An 18,616-nucleotide genomic window follows, 5' to 3' on the forward strand; every position below is an offset into this window, starting at 1 on the left:
CCGGTGTCAGCTAGCTGACTGCTTCAGTTGTCTCGGCCCGGACGAACTGGGCCTGAATCAGAAGAGTGAGCTCATCACATCCCGTAACCTCGATTTCAACGGGTGTCGCTCTGGCCAGCTCGGGCATCGCCGAAACGTTGAGTACCAGTGGCAGGCCTTCCAGTCGGACCAGATCGTCCCGGATAACCTGTCCTTTGAATGCAAAGTGCTTGTTCTGTCTCATCCAGCGAATGCACCAGTAGCGCTCCATCTGCTGCTGAAACTCGCTCCAGACAGCGTACTGAGCCTCAAACGCACTGATCAAGGCAAACAGGTCCGCATCCTTGGGTTTGTACGGCGCGACCAGTGGGGCGGAAACGCCATGCTGGGCCATGGCGACAAGTTGGCGCTGGTTGACCAGGTCCACGTAGCGGCGCAAGGGTGACGTGCACCATGCGTACTGTGCCACCCCGATTGCTTCGTGTGCCAGGGCGTGGGTGCTCATCCTGACCCGGCCTGTCTGTTGAGACCGGTAGACCCCTGGGAGGTTGTGGTCTGCAAGCGACTTTCCCCAGATCTCGTTGGCAAGAATCATGTACTCGGCAACGAGCAGATCAAGCGGGGCGTTGCGCTTGCGGGGCTCAATCCTGACAGGTGAGTCAGGGTCGTCAGCCGGACCATCGACGTAAAAACTGTAGTCCACCCGGTCATTACGCTGTGGCTTGCCCCGCCTCTGGTCTCTGACCGCGCTCAACGCTTTGGAAAGCTTCCATAGCGGACGTAACCATGATTCATAAGGAAGATCGGAGTCATTGTTCTCGATTGTCTCGGTCGTGATGACGGCATCGAGCTCGTTGTGGCGTAAGTTGTTTGTCAATATGACGCGCTCGAGCCGGGTCTGGTACTGGCGGACTTCCCCGGATTCAGGGTGAGCCTGAACGTAGAGCGATAGAGCAGGTACCGGTTTGCCTGCAAACAGGGAATAGCTGTCGATCACGCCATCGGGTTGCATCGGGATTTTTTCGCCGGGCATGTAGACAGTTGACATACGGTCCCGCGCGATCCGGTCAAGTTCGCTGTCGCGAGTGACTCCCAGTGCAGGGACGGCCACGTGAATGCCGACTTCGAGCCAGCCGTCATCGATCTCTCGAACGGACAGGGCATCGTCGATTTCTGTGGTGGATATGTCATCAACGGAATAGGCCGTCACGTCTGCCAGTGGCAGGTCGTCGTGCACGAACTCGGACTGCACACTGCCAAACCCGGTTCCTTTCGGAAAGTTCGCCGCCATAAACCGAGCCCTGTGCAACGCCAGTTCATGCGGCCAGGCACCGCAATCCAGCAGGAGCCGGTCGGGAGTCTTGCCCGATTCCTCACATGCCAGACTAACTGCTTTCCAGACCTGTCCGTTCTTGTCTGGACGGGTGACCAGCAACAAAGCCTGTTCGGCTACCTCAGCAGGTAGCTCTCCCTGCAGGAGTTGTTGCGCCCACGCTTGTTGCTGCTCGAGTTGCAGCCGCTTTTTTTCTTGCGCAGCAAGTGCGGCTTTGAGAATTTCCTCGGGTGCCCGCCGGTAGCGTCCCTTGCCTCGACGATGAAAGTAGACCGGCGCATTGTGCACACCGAACAGCAGAGCAGTGACCTCGGTAGCCACCGGTTCGTGACCGTAGTATTCCGCGGCAAGCGTCTGAATTTCGAACTCGTCTTCCGGTGCGACCTCCCAGAGAAATTCCGGGTCGACCTCGCTGGCCATGCTTTGTGCCTGGTCAAGCAGCTCCTGAGGTTGCGGACTGGCAAAAGTGAGAATGCAGTTAGACCGCTTGATCTTGCTGCGCTTTCCAGAGTCAGACTCGATCTGCAGTGTGGTGGGGGCCTCTTCGCGAATGAGGGCTGCCTTGAACTGACTGCCTTCCTCGAACAATACAAACATGGATTTAACTCGGTTGGTTCACGATATCAGGGTATGCGAAACTCAGAATATCGGGGATAAGATCGGCGAACACATTGGTCAGGCCGTGGTCACCACCTTGAATAATGGTCTGGCGACTGCCCTGGAAAAATTCCCGCATCTCGTTCCAGTCAAGCACTTCATCTCCAGTTGCTGCAATGAGAAAGTAGCGATCGGGACGTGTGATCCGGGTGATGGCCATCGCCTCTAGCTCGTCGACGTAACTCGCGAGAAAGTCCATGGGCTCGCCATTGTGATAATTCTCGTGCTTGCCCACCTGGGTGGCGAGGTCGCGCGGGGCATGTACAGCCGGGTTGAGCAGCACAGCCCGGCATCCGAGTGTTTCCGCCAGGCATGTTGCGTAAAAGCCGCCTAGCGATGAGCCAACAATGGTGAGCTTCTCCATGCCGGCGTGATGCTCCAGACACAGATCCAGTGCCTGCTGATGCGCCAAGTCAAAGGACTGCGCCGGACTGACGGGCAGGGCCGGGCAGCGCCAGAGTGACCGCATGCCACGCGCCGTCATGACCGCCTGCATGTGTTGTGCCTTGAACGACTCGGGAGAAGACCGGAATCCGTGAAGGTACAGAATCATTCTTGAGCCTTTGAATGGATGGATTGAAGCAGGGTGAGCAGTTTCTCATGAATCTGTCCAAAACTGCCATTGCTCATGACGACAATGTGATCACCGGGTTGCGCCGATCGCACGACTGCGTCGGCGAGTTCGTTCAGCTCATTTTCGACCCGATAGTGGTTACCTAGCGGCGCCAGAACTGCCTGGGCATCCCACTCAAGCTTGTGTTTGCCTGAAGTTTCAGCGTAACAGAAGACCAGGTTAGCTTCTTTCAGAGACTGCGCCAGCTGCGCAGCCATGGATCCGAGCTTCATCGTGTTCGAACGGGGCTCCAGGACTGCGATGATGCGCTGCGCACCAACTTTCTGACGCAAACCCGCAAGCGTTGTCTTGATTGCACTAGGGTGGTGCGCAAAATCGTCGTAGACCGTGATATCCCGAACCGTTCCTCTGACCTCCATGCGCCGTTTGACTCCTCCGAAGGCATTCAGCGCGTCCAGTGCGGCGTCGGCGTCGATTCCAATATGCGAGGCAGCTGCCATGGCAGCCAGGGCGTTCTGTATGTTGTGTTGCCCGGATAGCGACCATCGCAAAATGCCAACCTCCTGATCTCCTAGCCAGATGACCGGTACACCATCACTGCCATGCTGCGCGTGCCAGCCGTGCGCGATACCTGTCCGGATGACAGGCGTCCAGCAGCCCCGATCCAGTACCCGTTCGAGCGCCTCGTCCTGATTCGGAATGACGATCTGTCCCTGTCGGGAAATGGTTCTGACCAAGTGATGAAACTGGGTTTCAATCGCGTTCAGATCCGGAAAAATGTCGGCATGATCGTATTCCAGATTGTTCAGGATTGCGGTGCGACTACGGTAGTGAACAAACTTTGAACGTTTGTCGAAGAAGGCAGTGTCGTACTCGTCAGCTTCGATCACGAAATGATGCGAGGATGCGTTGTATTTCGCTGACACGCCGAGATCCGGGGCGACTCCGCCAATCAGAAAGTTGGGTGACAGGCCGCATGACTGGGCAATCCAGGCGAGCATGGAACTGGTCGTGGTCTTGCCGTGCGTCCCAGCGACTGCGAGTACGTGTTGCCGGCTCAGAATGTGTTCGCCCAGCCATTGCGGTCCCGACACATATGGCAGATTCTGGTCGAGAATTGTTTCCATCAAAGGATTGCCACGGGTGACCACGTTACCGATCACGAAAAGATCTGGCTTCAGGCTAATCTGGTCGGGGCTGAAGCCTTCAACTAGCTCAATCCCCTGTTCGGCCAGCTGTGTGCTCATCGGCGGGTAGACGCCTTGATCGCAACCTGTTACACGATGGCCAGCCGAGCGTGCAACCAGTGCCAGCCCACCCATGAATGTTCCGCAAATACCCAAGATATGAAGGTGCATCTGAAATCTCCTTGTGGGCATTTTAGATGCCTGCAAACATTCGCATGAGGTAAAGCGGCGCTATGATTGAATCATGAAACGAAGAACGCTTATTGTCGGAGCGGCCGGACTGGCTGCGTTAGGTGCAACTGGCTGGTTTGCATTCAAGGAAAGTGCACGCAAGGCGCCGCAGGCGAACCGGGAGGCAAGGCGGACACCGGTCGAGCCTGATCCAGCTGTATTTTTCAAGGCAGCCTTCGATGAACTGAACGGTGATGTCGTCCAGATGGAGTCCCTTCGCGGTCAACCTCTTGTGATCAATTTCTGGGCGACATGGTGTCCGCCCTGTGTCAAGGAAATGCCGGAGCTTGACCGGATTTCGGAGGAGATGCCAAATGCCAGGGTTATCGGAGTGGCCATCGACAGCCGGGACAACGTGGTCAAGTTTCTGGACAAGGTGCCTGTGAAATTCCCGATTTATATAGCCGGCCATGCAGGCATTGAGGTGACCCGAGGCCTTGGGAACAACGTGATGGCCTTGCCCTTTACCATCCTCATCAACGACCGTGGAGAGCTTGTTTCGAAGGTCCTGGGGGAGGTGGATCCAGCGTCTTTGCGTACAGATATCTCTCGAATGTTAGCCGGGTGAGTCGGAAATATGTAAAATTGACGGCAATTAGCAAGGAGTTGCGAATTTTTACGGTTGAATGCCACCATGCCCCATCAGATTCTGGTTATCCACGGACCCAATCTCAATATGCTCGGGACCCGGGAGCCGGAGATTTACGGAAGTTTGACACTGGATCAGATCAACCAGTCTCTGGTGGATTGTGCACGTCAGGAGCAAGCGATTCTGTCCACCTTTCAGAGCAACAGTGAGGGTGAGCTGGTTACGCGCATTCAGCAGGCTCGAACTGACGGAACCACTTGGCTGATCGTCAACGCGGCCGCCTACACCCACACCAGCGTGGCAATAAGAGACGCGCTGGCAGCTGTTGCAAAGCCATTTGTCGAGGTTCATCTTTCGAACGTTCATCAGCGAGAGGACTTTCGTCATCATTCTTATCTCAGCGATGTGGCCAAAGGCGTCATCGTCGGGCTGGGAGCATGGGGCTACGAAGCAGCTCTTCGCTACATACTGCAGCAACCAGTCTCTTGACTGGGTTAATTGAATTCAAACTGTTGGCATCTGCTACAGATTGATTTTTTCTGATCCCCTTACGGAAAACAAACAACATGGATCTGCGCAAACTTAAAACGCTTATTGATCTGGTCGCCGAGTCTGGAATTGCCGAGCTCGAAATCACGGAAGGCGAGGACAAGGTACGCATTGTCAAGTTTTCTCAGCCAGCGCAGGCTGTGAGCGCACCGCAAGCACCCGTGACAGTCGCGGTGCCGTCAGGTGCACCTGTGGCTGAAGTGCCACCCGCACCCACGCACAAGGAAGGTGATGTGGTCAAGGCGCCCATGGTGGGAACCTTCTATCGTGCACCAAGTCCTGGTGCCCAGCCCTTTGTCGAAGTGGGCCAGAGTGTCAAAGAGGGCCAGCCTCTGTGCATCATTGAAGCGATGAAGCTGCTCAATGAAATCGAAGCCGACAAGGCGGGTGTCATCAAGGAAATTCTGGTTGAGAACGGTGAGCCAGTCGAGTACGGTCAACCCCTGTTCATCATTGCCTGATCATGTTTGAAAAACTTCTCATTGCCAACCGCGGCGAGATCGCCCTGCGCATTCAGCGTGCCTGCAGGGAACTGGGGATCAAGACGGTTGTTGTTCACTCAGAGGCTGATCGCGACGCAAAGTACGTGCGACTGGCCGACGAATCAGTCTGCATTGGGCCAGCTCCCTCCAAGGAAAGCTATCTGAATATGCCGGCGATCATTTCGGCCGCGGAAGTCACCGATGCCGAAGCGATTCACCCTGGTTATGGCTTTTTGTCCGAGAATGCGGACTTTGCCGAGCGAGTTGAAAAAAGCGGATTTGTTTTTGTTGGTCCCAAGCCAGAGTCGATCCGGCTGATGGGAGACAAGGTCAGTGCCAAGCGGTCGATGATCGAGGCTGGTGTGCCGGTTGTGCCGGGATCGGAAGGCGCTTTGCCGGAAGACCCTCAGGAAGTCCTTGCGATTGCTCGCAAAGTGGGCTATCCGGTCATCATCAAAGCGGCAGGCGGTGGCGGTGGGCGTGGCATGCGTGTTGTGCACACCGAGGCGGCGCTTCTAAGCGCGGTCACCATGACCCGAACCGAAGCTGGCGCAGCATTCAACAATCCGGAAGTCTATCTGGAGAAATTCCTGGAGAATCCTCGCCACGTCGAGATTCAGGTCCTGGCAGATGGCGGCCGTCGTGCCGTATGGCTTGGTGAGCGTGACTGCTCGATGCAGAGACGTCACCAGAAAGTGATCGAAGAGGCGCCAGCACCCGGTATCCCCCGACGACTGATCGAGCGAATTGGTGAGCGGTGTGCCGAAGCGTGCCGCAAGATTGGCTACCGCGGGGCTGGCACATTCGAGTTCCTGTTCGAGAATGACGAGTTCTATTTCATCGAGATGAACACCCGGATTCAGGTCGAGCACCCGGTAACCGAGCTGATTACCGGAATTGATCTGGTTCAACAGCAGATCCGGATTGCCGCGGGGGAGCCTTTCGAGTTGCGCCAGCGCGATATCCAGTTCCGCGGTCATGCTCTGGAGTGTCGTATCAACGCGGAAGATCCGTTCAAATTCGTTCCCAGTCCGGGTCGAATCACGAACTGGCACACTCCTGGGGGGCCAGGTGTGCGAATCGACTCGCACGCATTTAATGGCTACTTTGTGCCTCCTTACTACGACTCAATGATTGCCAAGGTTATCACCTACGGTGATACCCGTGAGCAGGCACTGGCTCGTATGCGTACGGCGCTTTCCGAGATGGTGGTTGAAGGGATCAATACCAATATCGCCTTGCATCGCGAGTTGCTGGTTGACGCTCGCTTCATCGAGGGAGGAACAAGCATTCACTACCTCGAGCACAAACTGGATGAGCGTCCCTGATCATGGCGACCACTTCAGCCAGGCACGTTCGGAACACCCCCCCTCGGTCGAACTTGTCGGAGGGTTTCCATGCGTGAGCTGATTCTCTACTGCAGCGGCCAGCTGGCAGATGATCTGACAGATGCACTGATTGAGGCCGGGGCCTTGAGCGCCAGTGTGGAAGACGCTGATCTGGATACGCCAGACGAGAAGCCCCAGTTTGGTGAGCCTGGCAGTGACGCGACACCGCAAGGGTGGGATCGCAGTCGCCTGCTGGTCTTGTTGCCAGACGGCCTTGATCCGCATCAGCTTGTGGAGCAAGTTCAGGCAGAGTTTGGCATTTCGATCGGTGATTGGGACGTTCGGGAGGTACCAGATCAGGACTGGGTCAGATTGACTCAATCCCAGTTTGGACCGATCGAAGTCAGCGACCGGATTCTGATCGTGCCGACCTGGCATAGTGCCGACGTCGATCCCATGGATGAGCGAGTCAAAATTGAGCTCGATCCGGGCCTTGCCTTTGGTACAGGCAGTCACCCGACGACTCACTTGTGTCTGCGCTGGTTGTCGGACTGCCTTCCTGATGGAGTGAGTGTTCTTGACTACGGGTGCGGGTCTGGCATTCTGGCCATTGCGGCCAGACTGGTTGGCGCCAGGGATGTGTGGGCAATCGATATCGATGAGCAGGCAGTTGATGCCACGCGTCTGAATGCCAGTGCGAACGCAGTGGTGTTGCAGGCAGGCTTGCCGAAGGATTTGCCGTCGGGTGAGTTCGACGTGGTGGTTGCCAATATTCTTTCCAATCCCCTCAAAGTGCTCGCTCCCATGTTGTCAAAACGTGTCAGGCCGGGAGGGCATCTGGTCTTGTCTGGCATTCTTGAGCGTCAGGCTGAGGAAGTGGCTCGATTTTACGAGCCATGGATTCCCATGCAAGTCTGGCAAGCGCAAGATGGATGGGTCTGCCTTGTGGGTGAGCGACCCGAGGAGGCTGTGTAATGAGTCTGATCACTCGTTGCCCGAAGTGTCAGAGTGGTTTCGAGGTAACCGCGGATCAGTTAAGACTCCACGATGGATTGGTTCGTTGTGGTCAGTGTTCCCATGTATTTGATGGATTCAAGTGTCTGCAGGCTGAACTGCCGACGCTGACTCGCAAAATCGATCAAGAAGGGATTTCATCCACACAGGGTGATCTCTCACGCAGCCCGGTTGCTGCTGACACGACGGGCCGGCAAGCAGCGACCCCACCCGCTTTCACGCAAGCGTCCTCGGGCGCCCACCAGTCAGGCGAGGCATCCAGGCCTGGCTCACCTCCCGCTACTGTTTCGAATTCGCAAGCGAGTATCAAACCGGCCTTCCCGGGGCATGACACGGGTAGAGCACCAGGCGGACAGCCCGATGCCTCTGCGACCGAACCGTCTTCCCCTACAAGCGTCTCCTCGTCTGCGTCTTCCTCTACATCTTCATCAATTGCATCGTCTTTTTCTTCCTCTCGGTCAGCACGAGCGTCAGAGCCTTCTCTGTCGCTGGACGGTCATGAAAAGCAGCAGCACGATGAAGAAGACTCACCGCTCGTGCGGAGAATCAGTGCCTGGACGGATCCGCCGACTGACCGGTCCCTCTATCCCTCCGTCAATAGCTCAAAGCCTGGACAAGACAAGCCCATGTCCGCACACAGTTCGGTTCGTGAGCCCCATGTGCGGGTCAGGCCAGCAGTGCCTTTGAGAGACAGTCGAGAACCTGTACTGTCCAGATTGAATTCTGCAGAGTTGGCGGCTGATGACACAACCGCAGTCGAGTCCAGGCCCTTGCGTGTGATGGGGGAAGCCCGGCTCAGAGGTGAGGATCCTGCAAGTGCTGGTCGGCGTGAGCCCGAGTTTCTTGAGGATGACGTGTCTTCAACGGGCGCGACCACTCTGTGGTGGCTTGTCGCTCTGGTTCTCGGCGTCTTGTTGCTGGGGCAGTTTGCCTTGTATTTCAGGAATGACCTCGCGACGACAATGCCTGCAACAAGAGGGGTGCTGGAGCAAATCTGCAAGCCGCTGGGATGTGAGGTCGGTTACGTGAGACATATTGATCGGATCGTCATCATTGGTTCATCGCTGCAGCAGGTAGAGAGCAAAGACGGGCAGGAAGGTAGTCCCTATCTGCTCAAGCTGACGCTGCAGAATCGCAACGACTATCCCCAGCCTTGGCCTTCCTTGTTACTGTCGCTCAGTGATGCATCTGGAACGATTATTTCCAGGCGGGTGATGACTCCCCAGCAATACTTGCCCGTATCCCTTGAAAATGCGCCGTTTGGTGCTCGCCAGGAAGTAGCGTTAGAAGTTCCTCTTTTCACTCAGGGGCTCTCAGTCAGTGGGTTTGAATTACAGCGATTCTTTCCCTGAGTGAGCCGATCGACCTTTTACAACCTCAGGTGCACGCGTGATATCAAAGGCAGTTTTGATTTGTGGTTCAGTCGCATTCGATACGATTGCGGTGTTCGATGGACGTTTTAAAGAACATATTCTTGCTGACCGTATCCATGCGCTTAGCGTCTCGTTTCTCGTTCCTTCCATGCGAAAGGAGTACGGGGGTTGCGCTGGCAACATTGCATACAACCTCAAGCGTCTCGGAGGAAATCCTCTACCTGTCGCGACCATTGGTGAGGATGCAGGGGACTATCTCGCCCGGTTGTATGCGCTGGGAGTGGAAACAAGACGAATGCTGGTTGTCCCTGATATGTTGACCGCCCAATGTTTCATTACGACAGATCTGGACGACAATCAGATCAGTGCATTCCACCCGGGCGCGATGGAGCACTCTGCAAAGAATGACGTGTCGGATGAGGATGCAGCCTGGGCGATTGTGGCGCCAGACTCCAAAGTGGGCATGCTCACGCATGTAGACCGTTTGAGTAAAGCGGGTGTGCCGACGATATTTGATCTTGGTCAGGCTATGCCACTCTTTGATGGGGACGAGTTGCTGGACGTCATTGGCAAGGTGCAGGCGCTGGCACTGAATGACTATGAGGCCAGTGTTGTTGAGCAACGGACGGGCAAGTCGATTGAACAGATTGCGGTTGATCTCGAGGCTGTAGTTGTTACCCGTGGAGCACAAGGTGCGACACTCTATTCAGATGGAAAAGTGACAGAAATCGCACCGGTTCTGGCCGAGCAGGTTGTCGATCCGACCGGGTGTGGTGATGCACATCGCGCCGGACTGTTGTATGGTCTGACCCAGGGGTGGAACTGGGAGCGTGCCTGCATGCTCGGGAATGTGATGGGGTCGATCAAGATTGCCTCCAGAGGGCCACAAAATCATGAGGTTGAGCCAGAGGTTGTGGATCAGCGCATGCGCGCGGTCTATGGGATTGGTCTTAAATAGAGTATTCTCACACTCAGAGGTCGTAGATAGGAGAAATCATGAGCATTAGCAGTTTTAAAACCAGTGCACGGACTGTCAGGCTTGCCGGCGCTGCAGTCGTGGTAGGCTTGCTTGGCGTAACGGTATCTGGTTGTCAGACGCCGAGCGCCTCGGCGAACGTTTACACCTTTGATCAGGCGCAGTCTGAGCAGATTGTTCGTCACGGTACGGTCGTCTCCGTTCGTCCGATCGTGATCCAGCGTGATCGCAGCAGCGGTGCGGGCATGGTTGCTGGAGGTGCGCTCGGTGGAGTGGCTGGTAGTGCAATCGGTGGTGGTACCGGACGGGATCTGGCGATTGTCGGTGGTGCCATTCTGGGCGCACTTGCCGGTGAGCAGGTTGAGGAGCGCATGGGCAGGACCAATGGTCTTGAAATCACCGTTAGACTTGATAATGGTGAAGACCGCGTGATTGCTCAGGAAGCAGATGTACCTATTTCTGTAGGCCAGCGTGTTTCGGTGATTAGCGGAGCTGGACCGGCCAGAGTCGTGCCCCAGCGTTAAAGTACCCGAAGTATCCGGCAGATCCGTGGCAACACGGATTTCAGCGGGGAAAAAAAAGCATCACTACAGGTGATGCTTTTTTTGGTGCGCCTTTTCTGCCATTTCTATGTTGAACGGTCATCTGGTCAGGCCCTGATATGATCTTGACAGAAGTCCTGAGCCCTCGCATGCCTGACTGTTTGCTCGTGCTCGCATCAAACACCAAACAGCGTAAAGCTGATGCGGTTTAGAACCATCATCGCGATTTGCGCCAGGATCAGTAAAACCAGCGGCGAGAGGTCAATCCCGCCAAAGTTCGGCAGTATGCGCCGGATGGGCTCAAGCAGTGGCGCGGTGAGTGTTCTGAGAACTGGCATGACAGGAGCCATTGGATTAACCCAGGACAGGATTGCCTGAATCAGTGTGAGCCAGATGACCAGGTTCAGCATCCATCGTGCCGTCGTAAAGATTGCAGCCCCCATAGCGGGGCCGATCATCTGAGCAGGAGGCAGCGACAGGGTTGCTACGGTCCACATCAGGATCAGATAAATAAATGCGACCAGATAGGCACCCAGAAGACTGGCAAGGTCTATAGAACGGGTAGACGGCAAAACACTGCGCAAAGGCTTGCAAAGCCATTCCGTCGCTCTGAAAATCAGTTGTGAGAACGGATTGAAAGGATGAAACCGGATCGCATGTAACCACATGCGGGCAAGGAACGCCGCACCCAGAATGGTAAAGCTGATTTCAATCAGAAACTGCAGAATTTCGCCTGGCATGGATTCTACGCGCCCAAGAAACTGGTCAACAAAGCGAATTGTCGCATGAGCATGCCCGTTTGAGTTGTCCTGACCGGTTGTTGCAGCACGAAGATGTGAGACCAGTCAGGGACAATTTTTGGGGGCGGATGAACTGTCAGGGACGACTGCCGGTCGGGAATGGCCATGCAGCGACCGGATTCTTGGCGGTCTTGGCACTCTTTGCAACAGTTTTAGTAACTTTCTTGGCAGCGGGTTTACGTACCACGGCCTTCTTGGCGGTCTTCTTGACAGAGGTGGGCTTGGCGGCTTCCGCAGCAGCCGGCTTTGCCGGAGCGACTTTCTTGGCAACGACTTTTTTTGGTGCTGCAGGCTTGGCAGCAGAGGATGCTTCGGCTCTTTGCGAGGTGGAGGGAGCCACTTTCTTTGCAGGAGCCGCCGTCTTCTTGACGGCCTTCTTGGCAACGGTTTTGGCTGCTTGCTTGGTAGCCGGTCTGGCAGTTGCCTGGACCCCGGATTCAGCAGATTTTGCTGCGACTTTACTGGCGACTTTCTTTGCCGCAACCTTCTTCGCAGCTTTCTTGGCTGTAGCCATGATGTAACTCCTTTCTTGTTATCAAGGACTCAAAAATTCGACGAGAGAACAGCTGATGCGACTGCCACCAATACAGCGGCCGAGAGAAGTCTATCTTCAACCCCGGACATGATAGACCTGTTCAGGCCACTCATGTCACGCAATGACATGTGCGAACAACAAGCTGGAACCAAGCGGACGACCTGTTTCTAACTACCCTTGTTGGGGCAGCACTTGTTCGCACCTGCTTGCAAGTCAGTCACTCAGGACCAAATTGATCAGACAGAGTGACCGACCGTCCATTATCCACCAGGATGGTAACCATATGCTAGTGATAAGCGACTGTTTATTGGCATATGGTTCTAGACAAGATTAACTTCTCATCAGTAGACACGTCGATCACCAACCCTCCCGCATGTCTGAGGTCCATGCAACGAAGGTCGGATGAATGTCCCTTTACTCCCAGTTGAGAGCTCCACCTGTCTGATACTCGATCACTCGAGTCTCGAAGAAGTTTCTTTCTTTCTTCAAGTCAATCATCTCGGCCATCCATGGGAAAGGATTCTCTTCCTGTCCGAACAGTGGCTCAATACCAATCTGCTGACAACGACGGTTTGCAATGAAGCGCAGGTACGACTTGAACATGGGAGCGTTCATGCCCAGTACACCGCGCGGCATTGTGTCCTCTGCATAGGCGTACTCGAGTTCGACCGCTTTACGGAAAAGCTCACGAATTTCTTCACGAAACTCGGGGGTCCAGAGGTGGGGGTTCTCCAGTTTGATCGTGTTGATCAGGTCAATCCCGAAATTGCAGTGCATCGATTCATCGCGCAGGATGTACATATATTGCTCTGCCGCCCCTGTCATCTTGTTCTGTCGGCCGAGCGCCAGAATCTGCGTAAACCCGACATAGAAGAAAAGCCCTTCCATCAGGCAGGCAAACACGATGAGCGACTTGAGCAGTGTCTGGTCGTTTTCAGGTGTACCGGTTGCGAAGTGAGGGTCGGCAATGGCGTCAATGAACGGGATCAGAAACTCGTCTTTCGCACGAATCGAGGGAATCTCGTTGTAAGCGTTGAAGATTTCTGACTCATCCAGATCCAGACTTTCCACGATGTACTGATAAGCGTGGGTGTGGATGGCCTCTTCAAATGCCTGGCGCAACAGAAACTGCCGGCACTCCGGGGCCGTGATGTGGCGGTATGTTCCAAGAACGATGTTGTTGGCGGCCAGTGAATCGGCCGTCACAAAAAAGCCGAGATTGCGCTTGACGATGCGACGCTCGTCCTCACTCAGCCCATTCGGATTTTTCCACAGAGCGATGTCGCGAGCCATATTGACTTCCTGCGGCATCCAGTGGTTCGCGCAGGTCGCGAGATACTTCTCCCAGGCCCACTTGTACTTGAATGGTACGAGCTGGTTGACGTCGGTCTGCCCATTGATGATCCGCTTGTCGGCCACGTTGACGCGCTGGGCCTGTGCCTGCGCAGAGACCGGCATTTCCTTCAGGCCAGGTGTTGGAATGGCAATATCTCCAAACACGCCTGTGGCTGAACGCAAACCATCATCGCGTCCTGCCCTTGGTGCGGCCGGATGTTGTGTTGGCTGTTGTGCCGGTTTGACTTCATCATCCCAATTCAGCATGGTATTCCTTGTATTGATCTCTTTGCTTTCTTACTGGCAAGCTTCGCATTCCTCAAAACCGGGGTCTCCAGGTCGCATGGTGCAAGCAGCGCCGACAATTTCTGCTTCCGGCATGATGGCCGGTGCCGAACTTGAGGCCATTGCGCCGGAACCCGTCGAACCCGACATGCTGACGGCGTTCAGCTCACCGCCCTGGCCGGTTGACTTCTCGGCACTGGTTGCTCCCAGCGTACGCAGGTAGTAAGTTGTTTTCAGGCCACGCAACCACGCCAGCTTGTAGGTTTCATCCAGTTTCTTGCCAGATGCCCCTGCCATGTAAATGTTGAGCGACTGCGCCTGATCGATCCATTTCTGGCGACGGGCTGCACACTCAACGATCCATTGTGGCTCAATCTCGAAAGCAGTCGCATACAGTGAGCGAAGCTGAGCCGGAATGCGATCAATCTTTGAAAGGCTTCCGTCGAAATACTTCAGATCGGCAACCATCACCTCGTCCCACAGGCCGAGCTTCTTGAGATCTTGCACCAGATTCTGGTTGACGATTGTGAACTCACCAGAGAGGTTCGATTTGACGTACAGGTTCTGGTAGGTCGGTTCAATGCATGCCGAGACGCCGATGATGTTGGAAATGGTCGCTGTCGGCGCAATAGCGATGCAGTTGGAGTTGCGCATACCCTGACGCCTGATGCGCTCGCGCAAGCTATCCCAGTCCATGGTGCTTGAGTCATCCACTTCAACGAACCCGCCCCGTTCCTGGCGCAACATCTCGATCGAATCCTGCGGCAAGATGCCTTTGGACCAGAGAGATCCCTGATAAGTTGCGTAAGTTCCACGCTCGACAGCCAGGTTACTGGAAGCGCCATATGCGTAGTAGCACACTGCTTCCATGGAAGTGTCCGCGAAGGCGATTGCGGCATCGCTTGCGTAGGGAACGCGCATGATCTGCAGGCAGTCCTGGAAACCCATGATGCCCATGCCTACCGGACGGTGTCGCAAATTCGAGTTGCGAGCCTTGCCGACAGCGTAGTAGTTGATGTCGATGACGTTGTCCAGCATGCGCATGGCGGTGTTGATCGTACGCTGCAGCTTTTGGTGGTCAAGCTCATGCCCGCCATCCTCGCGTTGCTTGAGGTGTGCGACCAGGTTCACGGAGCCCAGATTGCAGACCGCAATCTCTGATTCGTTGGTATTGAGCGTGATCTCGGTGCACAGGTTTGAGCTGTGTACGACACCAACGTGCTGCTGGGGCGAGCGAATATTGCAGGGGTCCTTGAACGTGATCCAGGGATGGCCAGTTTCAAACAGCATGGACAGCATCCGACGCCAGAGTGAGATCGCGGGGATTTTCTTGAACAGGGTCAGCTCGCCGCGAGCAGCCTTCTCCTCATAGCCAACATAGGCTCGCTCGAACTCTTGTCCCACTTTGTCATGCAAGTCGGGGCAGTCTGACGGAGAGAACAGGGTCCAGTCACCGCCTTCCATTACACGTTTCATGAACAGGTCTGGAATCCAGTTGGCTGTGTTCATGTCGTGGGTGCGACGGCGTTCGTCACCAGTGTTCTTGCGAAGCTCGAGAAACTCTTCAATATCCAGATGCCATGTCTCGAGGTAGCAGCAGACCGCACCCTTGCGCTTGCCACCCTGGTTCACCGCAACGGCGGTGTCGTTGACGACTTTCAGAAAGGGTACAACGCCCTGGCTTTCACCGTTGGTACCCTTGATGTGGCTGCGCATGGCCCGCACAGGAGTCCAGTCATTGCCCAGACCTCCGGCATACTTTGCAAGCAGTGCGTTTTCCTTGATTGCTTCATAGATGCCATCAAGATCATCGGAAACCGTAGCCAGATAGCATGAAGACAGTTGTGAATGGGTCGTGCCGGAGTTGAACAGTGTGGGCGTTGAGCTCATGAAGTCGAACGATGAGAGCAGCTCGTAGAACTCGATGGCACGGGCCTCGCGATCGATCTCGTTGAGTGCCAGGCCCATTGCAACGCGCATGAAAAACACCTGGGGCAGTTCGATCCGCTGTCCCTTGATATGCAGGAAGTAGCGGTCGTACAAGGTCTGCAGACCCAGGTAGTCAAACTGCATGTCACGATCAGCATTCAGTGCCTGGGCGAGTCGCTTCAGGTCATAGTTACCTAGTTCACTGTTCAGCAAACCACCCTCGATGCCACGTTTGATGAATCTGGGGAAATAGTTTGCATACTCCTGATGCATGGCATCCTGAGAGGTTTCCTCACCAATGACTTCCTTGCGGATGCTGTGCAGCAGCAGGCGAGCAGTCACCTTGCTGTACGCCGGATCCTTTTCCACCAGCGCACGAGCTGACAGGATGGCGGACTTGTGAACTTCTTCGATGGATATGCCGTCGTAAAGGTTCTTGAGGGTTTCTTTCAGAATCAATTGTGTGTCGACGAAGTCGCCCAGATCGCGTCCAGCGCTTTCGATCGCAGTCTGCAGACGTGCAACGTCCAGAGGCATACTCACACCATTCTCGATCACATTGAATGTGTGATCCGCCTGTGTCATCGGCGTTTCGCCGGCCGCAGCGCGTTCCTGAGCACGTCGCTCACGGTACAGCACGTAGGCACGTGCGACATCGTGCTCACCGGATCGCATCAGCGCCAGTTCAACTGCATCCTGAATGTCTTCAATGTGGAACGTGCCGCCGGTCGGTCGGCCGCGAACCAGTGCGCCCACGACCTGTTGCGTCAGTTGCTCGACGAGCTCCCGGATACGGGCCGATGCAGCACCCTGACCACCATTGACGGCCAGAAATGCCTTCGTCATGGCAATCGCGATCTTGCCTGGCTCAAACCCGACGACAGATCCATTGCGACGAATGATGTGATAGCTGGACCAAAGGGACGTGCTGGTGACGGGGGCACCAGCGGCAACGGGTGTCTGAACACCAGAGACAGTGGGGGAGGGCGTTGCAACTTGCATTTGGGGGGCTCCTGCGAGTGTTTTTATGCGCTCTCGAGGGTGGCAGACTGATCGAGAGACGTTGTGGTGACGAACACTACATGTTGTGTTCGTTAATATTCGATCCACTAATTCTAGTGTCTCAGATGATATCCCGCAAGTGCCTAAGTCTGTGTTAAAAGCGTTGTTTCGAGCGATTTGAATCTACTTGCTCACGCCTCGGTCTGACGGGCTGCACAGGCGCAGAGTATCTCGTTCTGCGGCCCGTCAGTGGTCGCCTTCTGCTGATTCTGGGCAGCAAACCGGAAGACGACAGACTGAAAGGGACGCAGCCTGTGGGAGAGGGAATTGATGCGTTTTGTTAGGGCCTGGCACCCATCCCGCTACTGATACCAGCCACCTGGGCGAATCACTCGCTCAGGAATGTCTGCAAACGCTGCATGACGCGTTTCTTGCCCAGAATTTCAAGGACAGCATCGATCGCAGGAGTCTGTGTGGTTCCCACTACAGCCAGGCGCAAAGGGATGGCAAGCTGGGGCATCTTCAGTCCCTGGGTGCCCAGAATCTGCTTGATCAGGGCACTGATACTGGCGCGCTCCCATGAGCACTCGCTTGCTTGATCCAGGAACGCAATCAGTGCGGCGCGTGAGGCATCGGTCACATGCTTGGCGAGCGTCTGCGCATCCGGAGTCTGTGGCTCTCCATAAAACAGCATGCTCGCCTGGGCCAGGTCAGCAAGCGTCTCGCTACGTTCTTTCAGAAGGCTGACCACTTCTTCAAGTGGGAAGGCTCCCGGATCACCGCCCAGTTCACTGATGCGTGGTGCAATTATCTGTGCGAGCCAGGCTTTGTCCGCGTTCTGGATGTAATGTGCATTAACCCAGTTCAGTTTCTTGGGGTCCCATTGCGACGCCGATCGCGACAGGCTGCTGCCGTCAAACCACTGGATCAATTGCTCGCGATCGAATATTTCGTCGTCGCCGTGACTCCAGCCCAGACGCGCCAGATAGTTGATCATCCCTTCTGCGAGATAGCCCTGGCGCTCGTAGTCCATGACACTCACTGCACCGTGGCGTTTTGAGAGTTTTTCTCCATCAGGCCCCAGAATCATGGGTACATGCCCGTATACGGGCAGTTCTGCGCCCAGTGCTTGCATGATGTTGATCTGACGCGGCGTGTTGTTGACGTGGTCATCTCCGCGGATCACGTGCGTGATACCCATGTCCCAGTCGTCGACGACCACGCAGAAGTTGTATGTGGGAGTGCCATCCTGGCGAGCAATGACCAGATCGTCGAGCTCGGTGTTGGCGATGCTGATGATGCCTTTGACCATGTCGTTCCAGGTCGTGACGCCATCAACCGGGGTTTTAAATCGCACCACGGGCGTACGGTCTGCCGGGACGGCAGGCAAGGTCTTGCCAGGCTCTGGGCGCCAGGTTCCGTCGTAGCGTGGCTTGAGCCCTCTGGCGCGCGCCACTTCACGCATGGTCTGGACTTCCTCCGGACTGCTGTAGCAGTAATAGGCCTGTCCCGACTCAAGCAAACTGGCAATCACTTCCCGGTAGCGGTCCATCCGCTGCATCTGATAGAAAGGTCCTTCATCATGTGTCAGATCCAGCCATGCCACGCCATCCAGGATGGCCTGGACAGCTTCCGGGGTGGATCGTTCGAGATCAGTGTCCTCGATTCGCAGGATGAAGTCTCCGTCGTGGTGTTTTGCAAATGCCCACGAGAACAGCGCTGTGCGGGCACCTCCAAGGTGAAGATATCCAGTTGGAGAGGGGGCAAAGCGGGTACGGACGCGACGGTTTGGATTCTGGCTCATCTGATTTTCGAATGGTTTGTGCGGAAAGTTTGTGCTTCAATGGACAGTCAGGTAAACCCTGATCAGGGCTGTTCAGCATGTGCCGGTTCGCCCGCATGTTTGCAGTCAGTCT

General features: G+C 55.5%; 16 protein-coding genes. 8 read left to right on the forward strand and 8 right to left on the reverse strand.

Going from position 1 to position 18,616, the window contains the following annotated elements; genetic code table 11:
• Positions 1–10: 10 nt before the first annotated feature.
• From DBV39_RS17050 to mpl, 3 genes are read right to left on the reverse strand one after another with little or no spacing between them, the layout of a single operon-like run.
• Complete coding sequence (locus tag DBV39_RS17050; protein WP_108622567.1) at positions 11–1,909, reverse strand: ribonuclease catalytic domain-containing protein; 1,899 nt, start codon at positions 1,907–1,909, stop codon at positions 11–13.
• Between the two features lie 4 nt (positions 1,910–1,913).
• Positions 1,914–2,522: a YqiA/YcfP family alpha/beta fold hydrolase gene (locus DBV39_RS17055; protein WP_108622568.1), complete on the reverse strand. Its 609-nt coding sequence runs from the start codon at positions 2,520–2,522 to the stop codon at positions 1,914–1,916.
• Positions 2,519–3,901, reverse strand: a complete 1,383-nt coding sequence (gene mpl / locus DBV39_RS17060; RefSeq protein WP_108622569.1) for a UDP-N-acetylmuramate:L-alanyl-gamma-D-glutamyl-meso-diaminopimelate ligase — start codon at positions 3,899–3,901, stop codon at positions 2,519–2,521. Before mpl ends, DBV39_RS17055 begins: the two co-directional genes overlap by 4 nt.
• 73 nt (positions 3,902–3,974) lie before the next feature.
• On the opposite strand from mpl, the gene DBV39_RS17065 reads away from it, so the two are divergent.
• The 8 genes from DBV39_RS17065 to DBV39_RS17100 all read left to right on the forward strand — a co-directional run bounded on the left by DBV39_RS17065 (position 3,975) and on the right by DBV39_RS17100 (position 10,796).
• A complete protein-coding gene (locus tag DBV39_RS17065) occupies positions 3,975–4,529 on the forward strand; it encodes a TlpA family protein disulfide reductase (RefSeq protein ID WP_108622570.1) in 555 nt (184 codons plus the stop codon).
• Between the two features lie 66 nt (positions 4,530–4,595).
• Positions 4,596–5,039 carry a type II 3-dehydroquinate dehydratase gene (gene aroQ, locus DBV39_RS17070; protein ID WP_108622571.1) on the forward strand — a complete coding sequence of 148 codons (444 nt, stop codon included), beginning with the start codon at positions 4,596–4,598 and terminating at the stop codon, positions 5,037–5,039.
• Positions 5,040–5,116: 77 nt separating this feature from the next.
• Positions 5,117–5,560 carry an acetyl-CoA carboxylase biotin carboxyl carrier protein gene (accB, locus tag DBV39_RS17075; RefSeq protein WP_108622572.1) on the forward strand — a complete coding sequence of 148 codons (444 nt, stop codon included), beginning with the start codon at positions 5,117–5,119 and terminating at the stop codon, positions 5,558–5,560.
• A 2-nt stretch (positions 5,561–5,562) separates the two neighbouring features.
• Positions 5,563–6,909 carry an acetyl-CoA carboxylase biotin carboxylase subunit gene (gene accC, locus DBV39_RS17080; protein ID WP_108622573.1) on the forward strand — a complete coding sequence of 449 codons (1,347 nt, stop codon included), beginning with the start codon at positions 5,563–5,565 and terminating at the stop codon, positions 6,907–6,909.
• A 69-nt stretch (positions 6,910–6,978) separates the two neighbouring features.
• Positions 6,979–7,884 carry a 50S ribosomal protein L11 methyltransferase gene (prmA, locus tag DBV39_RS17085; protein WP_108622574.1) on the forward strand — a complete coding sequence of 302 codons (906 nt, stop codon included), beginning with the start codon at positions 6,979–6,981 and terminating at the stop codon, positions 7,882–7,884.
• Positions 7,884–9,275 (forward strand): DUF3426 domain-containing protein, encoded by a 1,392-nt coding sequence (locus DBV39_RS17090; RefSeq protein WP_108622575.1) that lies wholly within the window; start codon positions 7,884–7,886, stop codon positions 9,273–9,275. Before prmA ends, DBV39_RS17090 begins: the two co-directional genes overlap by 1 nt.
• A gap of 40 nt (positions 9,276–9,315) precedes the next feature.
• Positions 9,316–10,254 carry a carbohydrate kinase family protein gene (locus DBV39_RS17095; protein ID WP_108623351.1) on the forward strand — a complete coding sequence of 313 codons (939 nt, stop codon included), beginning with the start codon at positions 9,316–9,318 and terminating at the stop codon, positions 10,252–10,254.
• A gap of 38 nt (positions 10,255–10,292) precedes the next feature.
• A complete protein-coding gene (locus DBV39_RS17100) occupies positions 10,293–10,796 on the forward strand; it encodes an outer membrane lipoprotein (protein ID WP_108622576.1) in 504 nt (167 codons plus the stop codon).
• Positions 10,797–10,990: 194 nt separating this feature from the next.
• On the opposite strand, the gene DBV39_RS17105 is transcribed toward DBV39_RS17100, so the two are convergent.
• The 5 genes from DBV39_RS17105 to gltX all read right to left on the reverse strand — a co-directional run bounded on the left by DBV39_RS17105 (position 10,991) and on the right by gltX (position 18,504).
• Positions 10,991–11,554, reverse strand: a complete 564-nt coding sequence (locus DBV39_RS17105) for a YggT family protein (RefSeq protein ID WP_108622577.1) — start codon at positions 11,552–11,554, stop codon at positions 10,991–10,993.
• A 136-nt stretch (positions 11,555–11,690) separates the two neighbouring features.
• On the reverse strand, positions 11,691–12,128 hold the full coding sequence (locus DBV39_RS20480) for a histone (RefSeq protein ID WP_108622578.1): 438 nt from the start codon (positions 12,126–12,128) through the stop codon (positions 11,691–11,693).
• A 435-nt stretch (positions 12,129–12,563) separates the two neighbouring features.
• Entirely contained in the window at positions 12,564–13,751 is a 1,188-nt protein-coding gene (locus tag DBV39_RS17115) for a ribonucleotide-diphosphate reductase subunit beta (RefSeq protein WP_108622579.1), read from the reverse strand.
• A 30-nt stretch (positions 13,752–13,781) separates the two neighbouring features.
• A complete protein-coding gene (locus DBV39_RS17120; RefSeq protein ID WP_108622580.1) occupies positions 13,782–16,700 on the reverse strand; it encodes a ribonucleoside-diphosphate reductase subunit alpha in 2,919 nt (972 codons plus the stop codon).
• A 388-nt stretch (positions 16,701–17,088) separates the two neighbouring features.
• The gene (gene gltX / locus DBV39_RS17125; protein ID WP_108622581.1) at positions 17,089–18,504 is read right to left on the reverse strand and encodes a glutamate--tRNA ligase; all 1,416 of its coding nucleotides are present in this window, start codon (positions 18,502–18,504) and stop codon (positions 17,089–17,091) included.
• Positions 18,505–18,616 lie beyond the last annotated feature (112 nt).

It is taken from the genome of Orrella marina (assembly GCF_003058465.1).
Taxonomy (GTDB): Bacteria; Pseudomonadota; Gammaproteobacteria; order Burkholderiales; family Burkholderiaceae_B; genus Algicoccus; species Algicoccus marinus.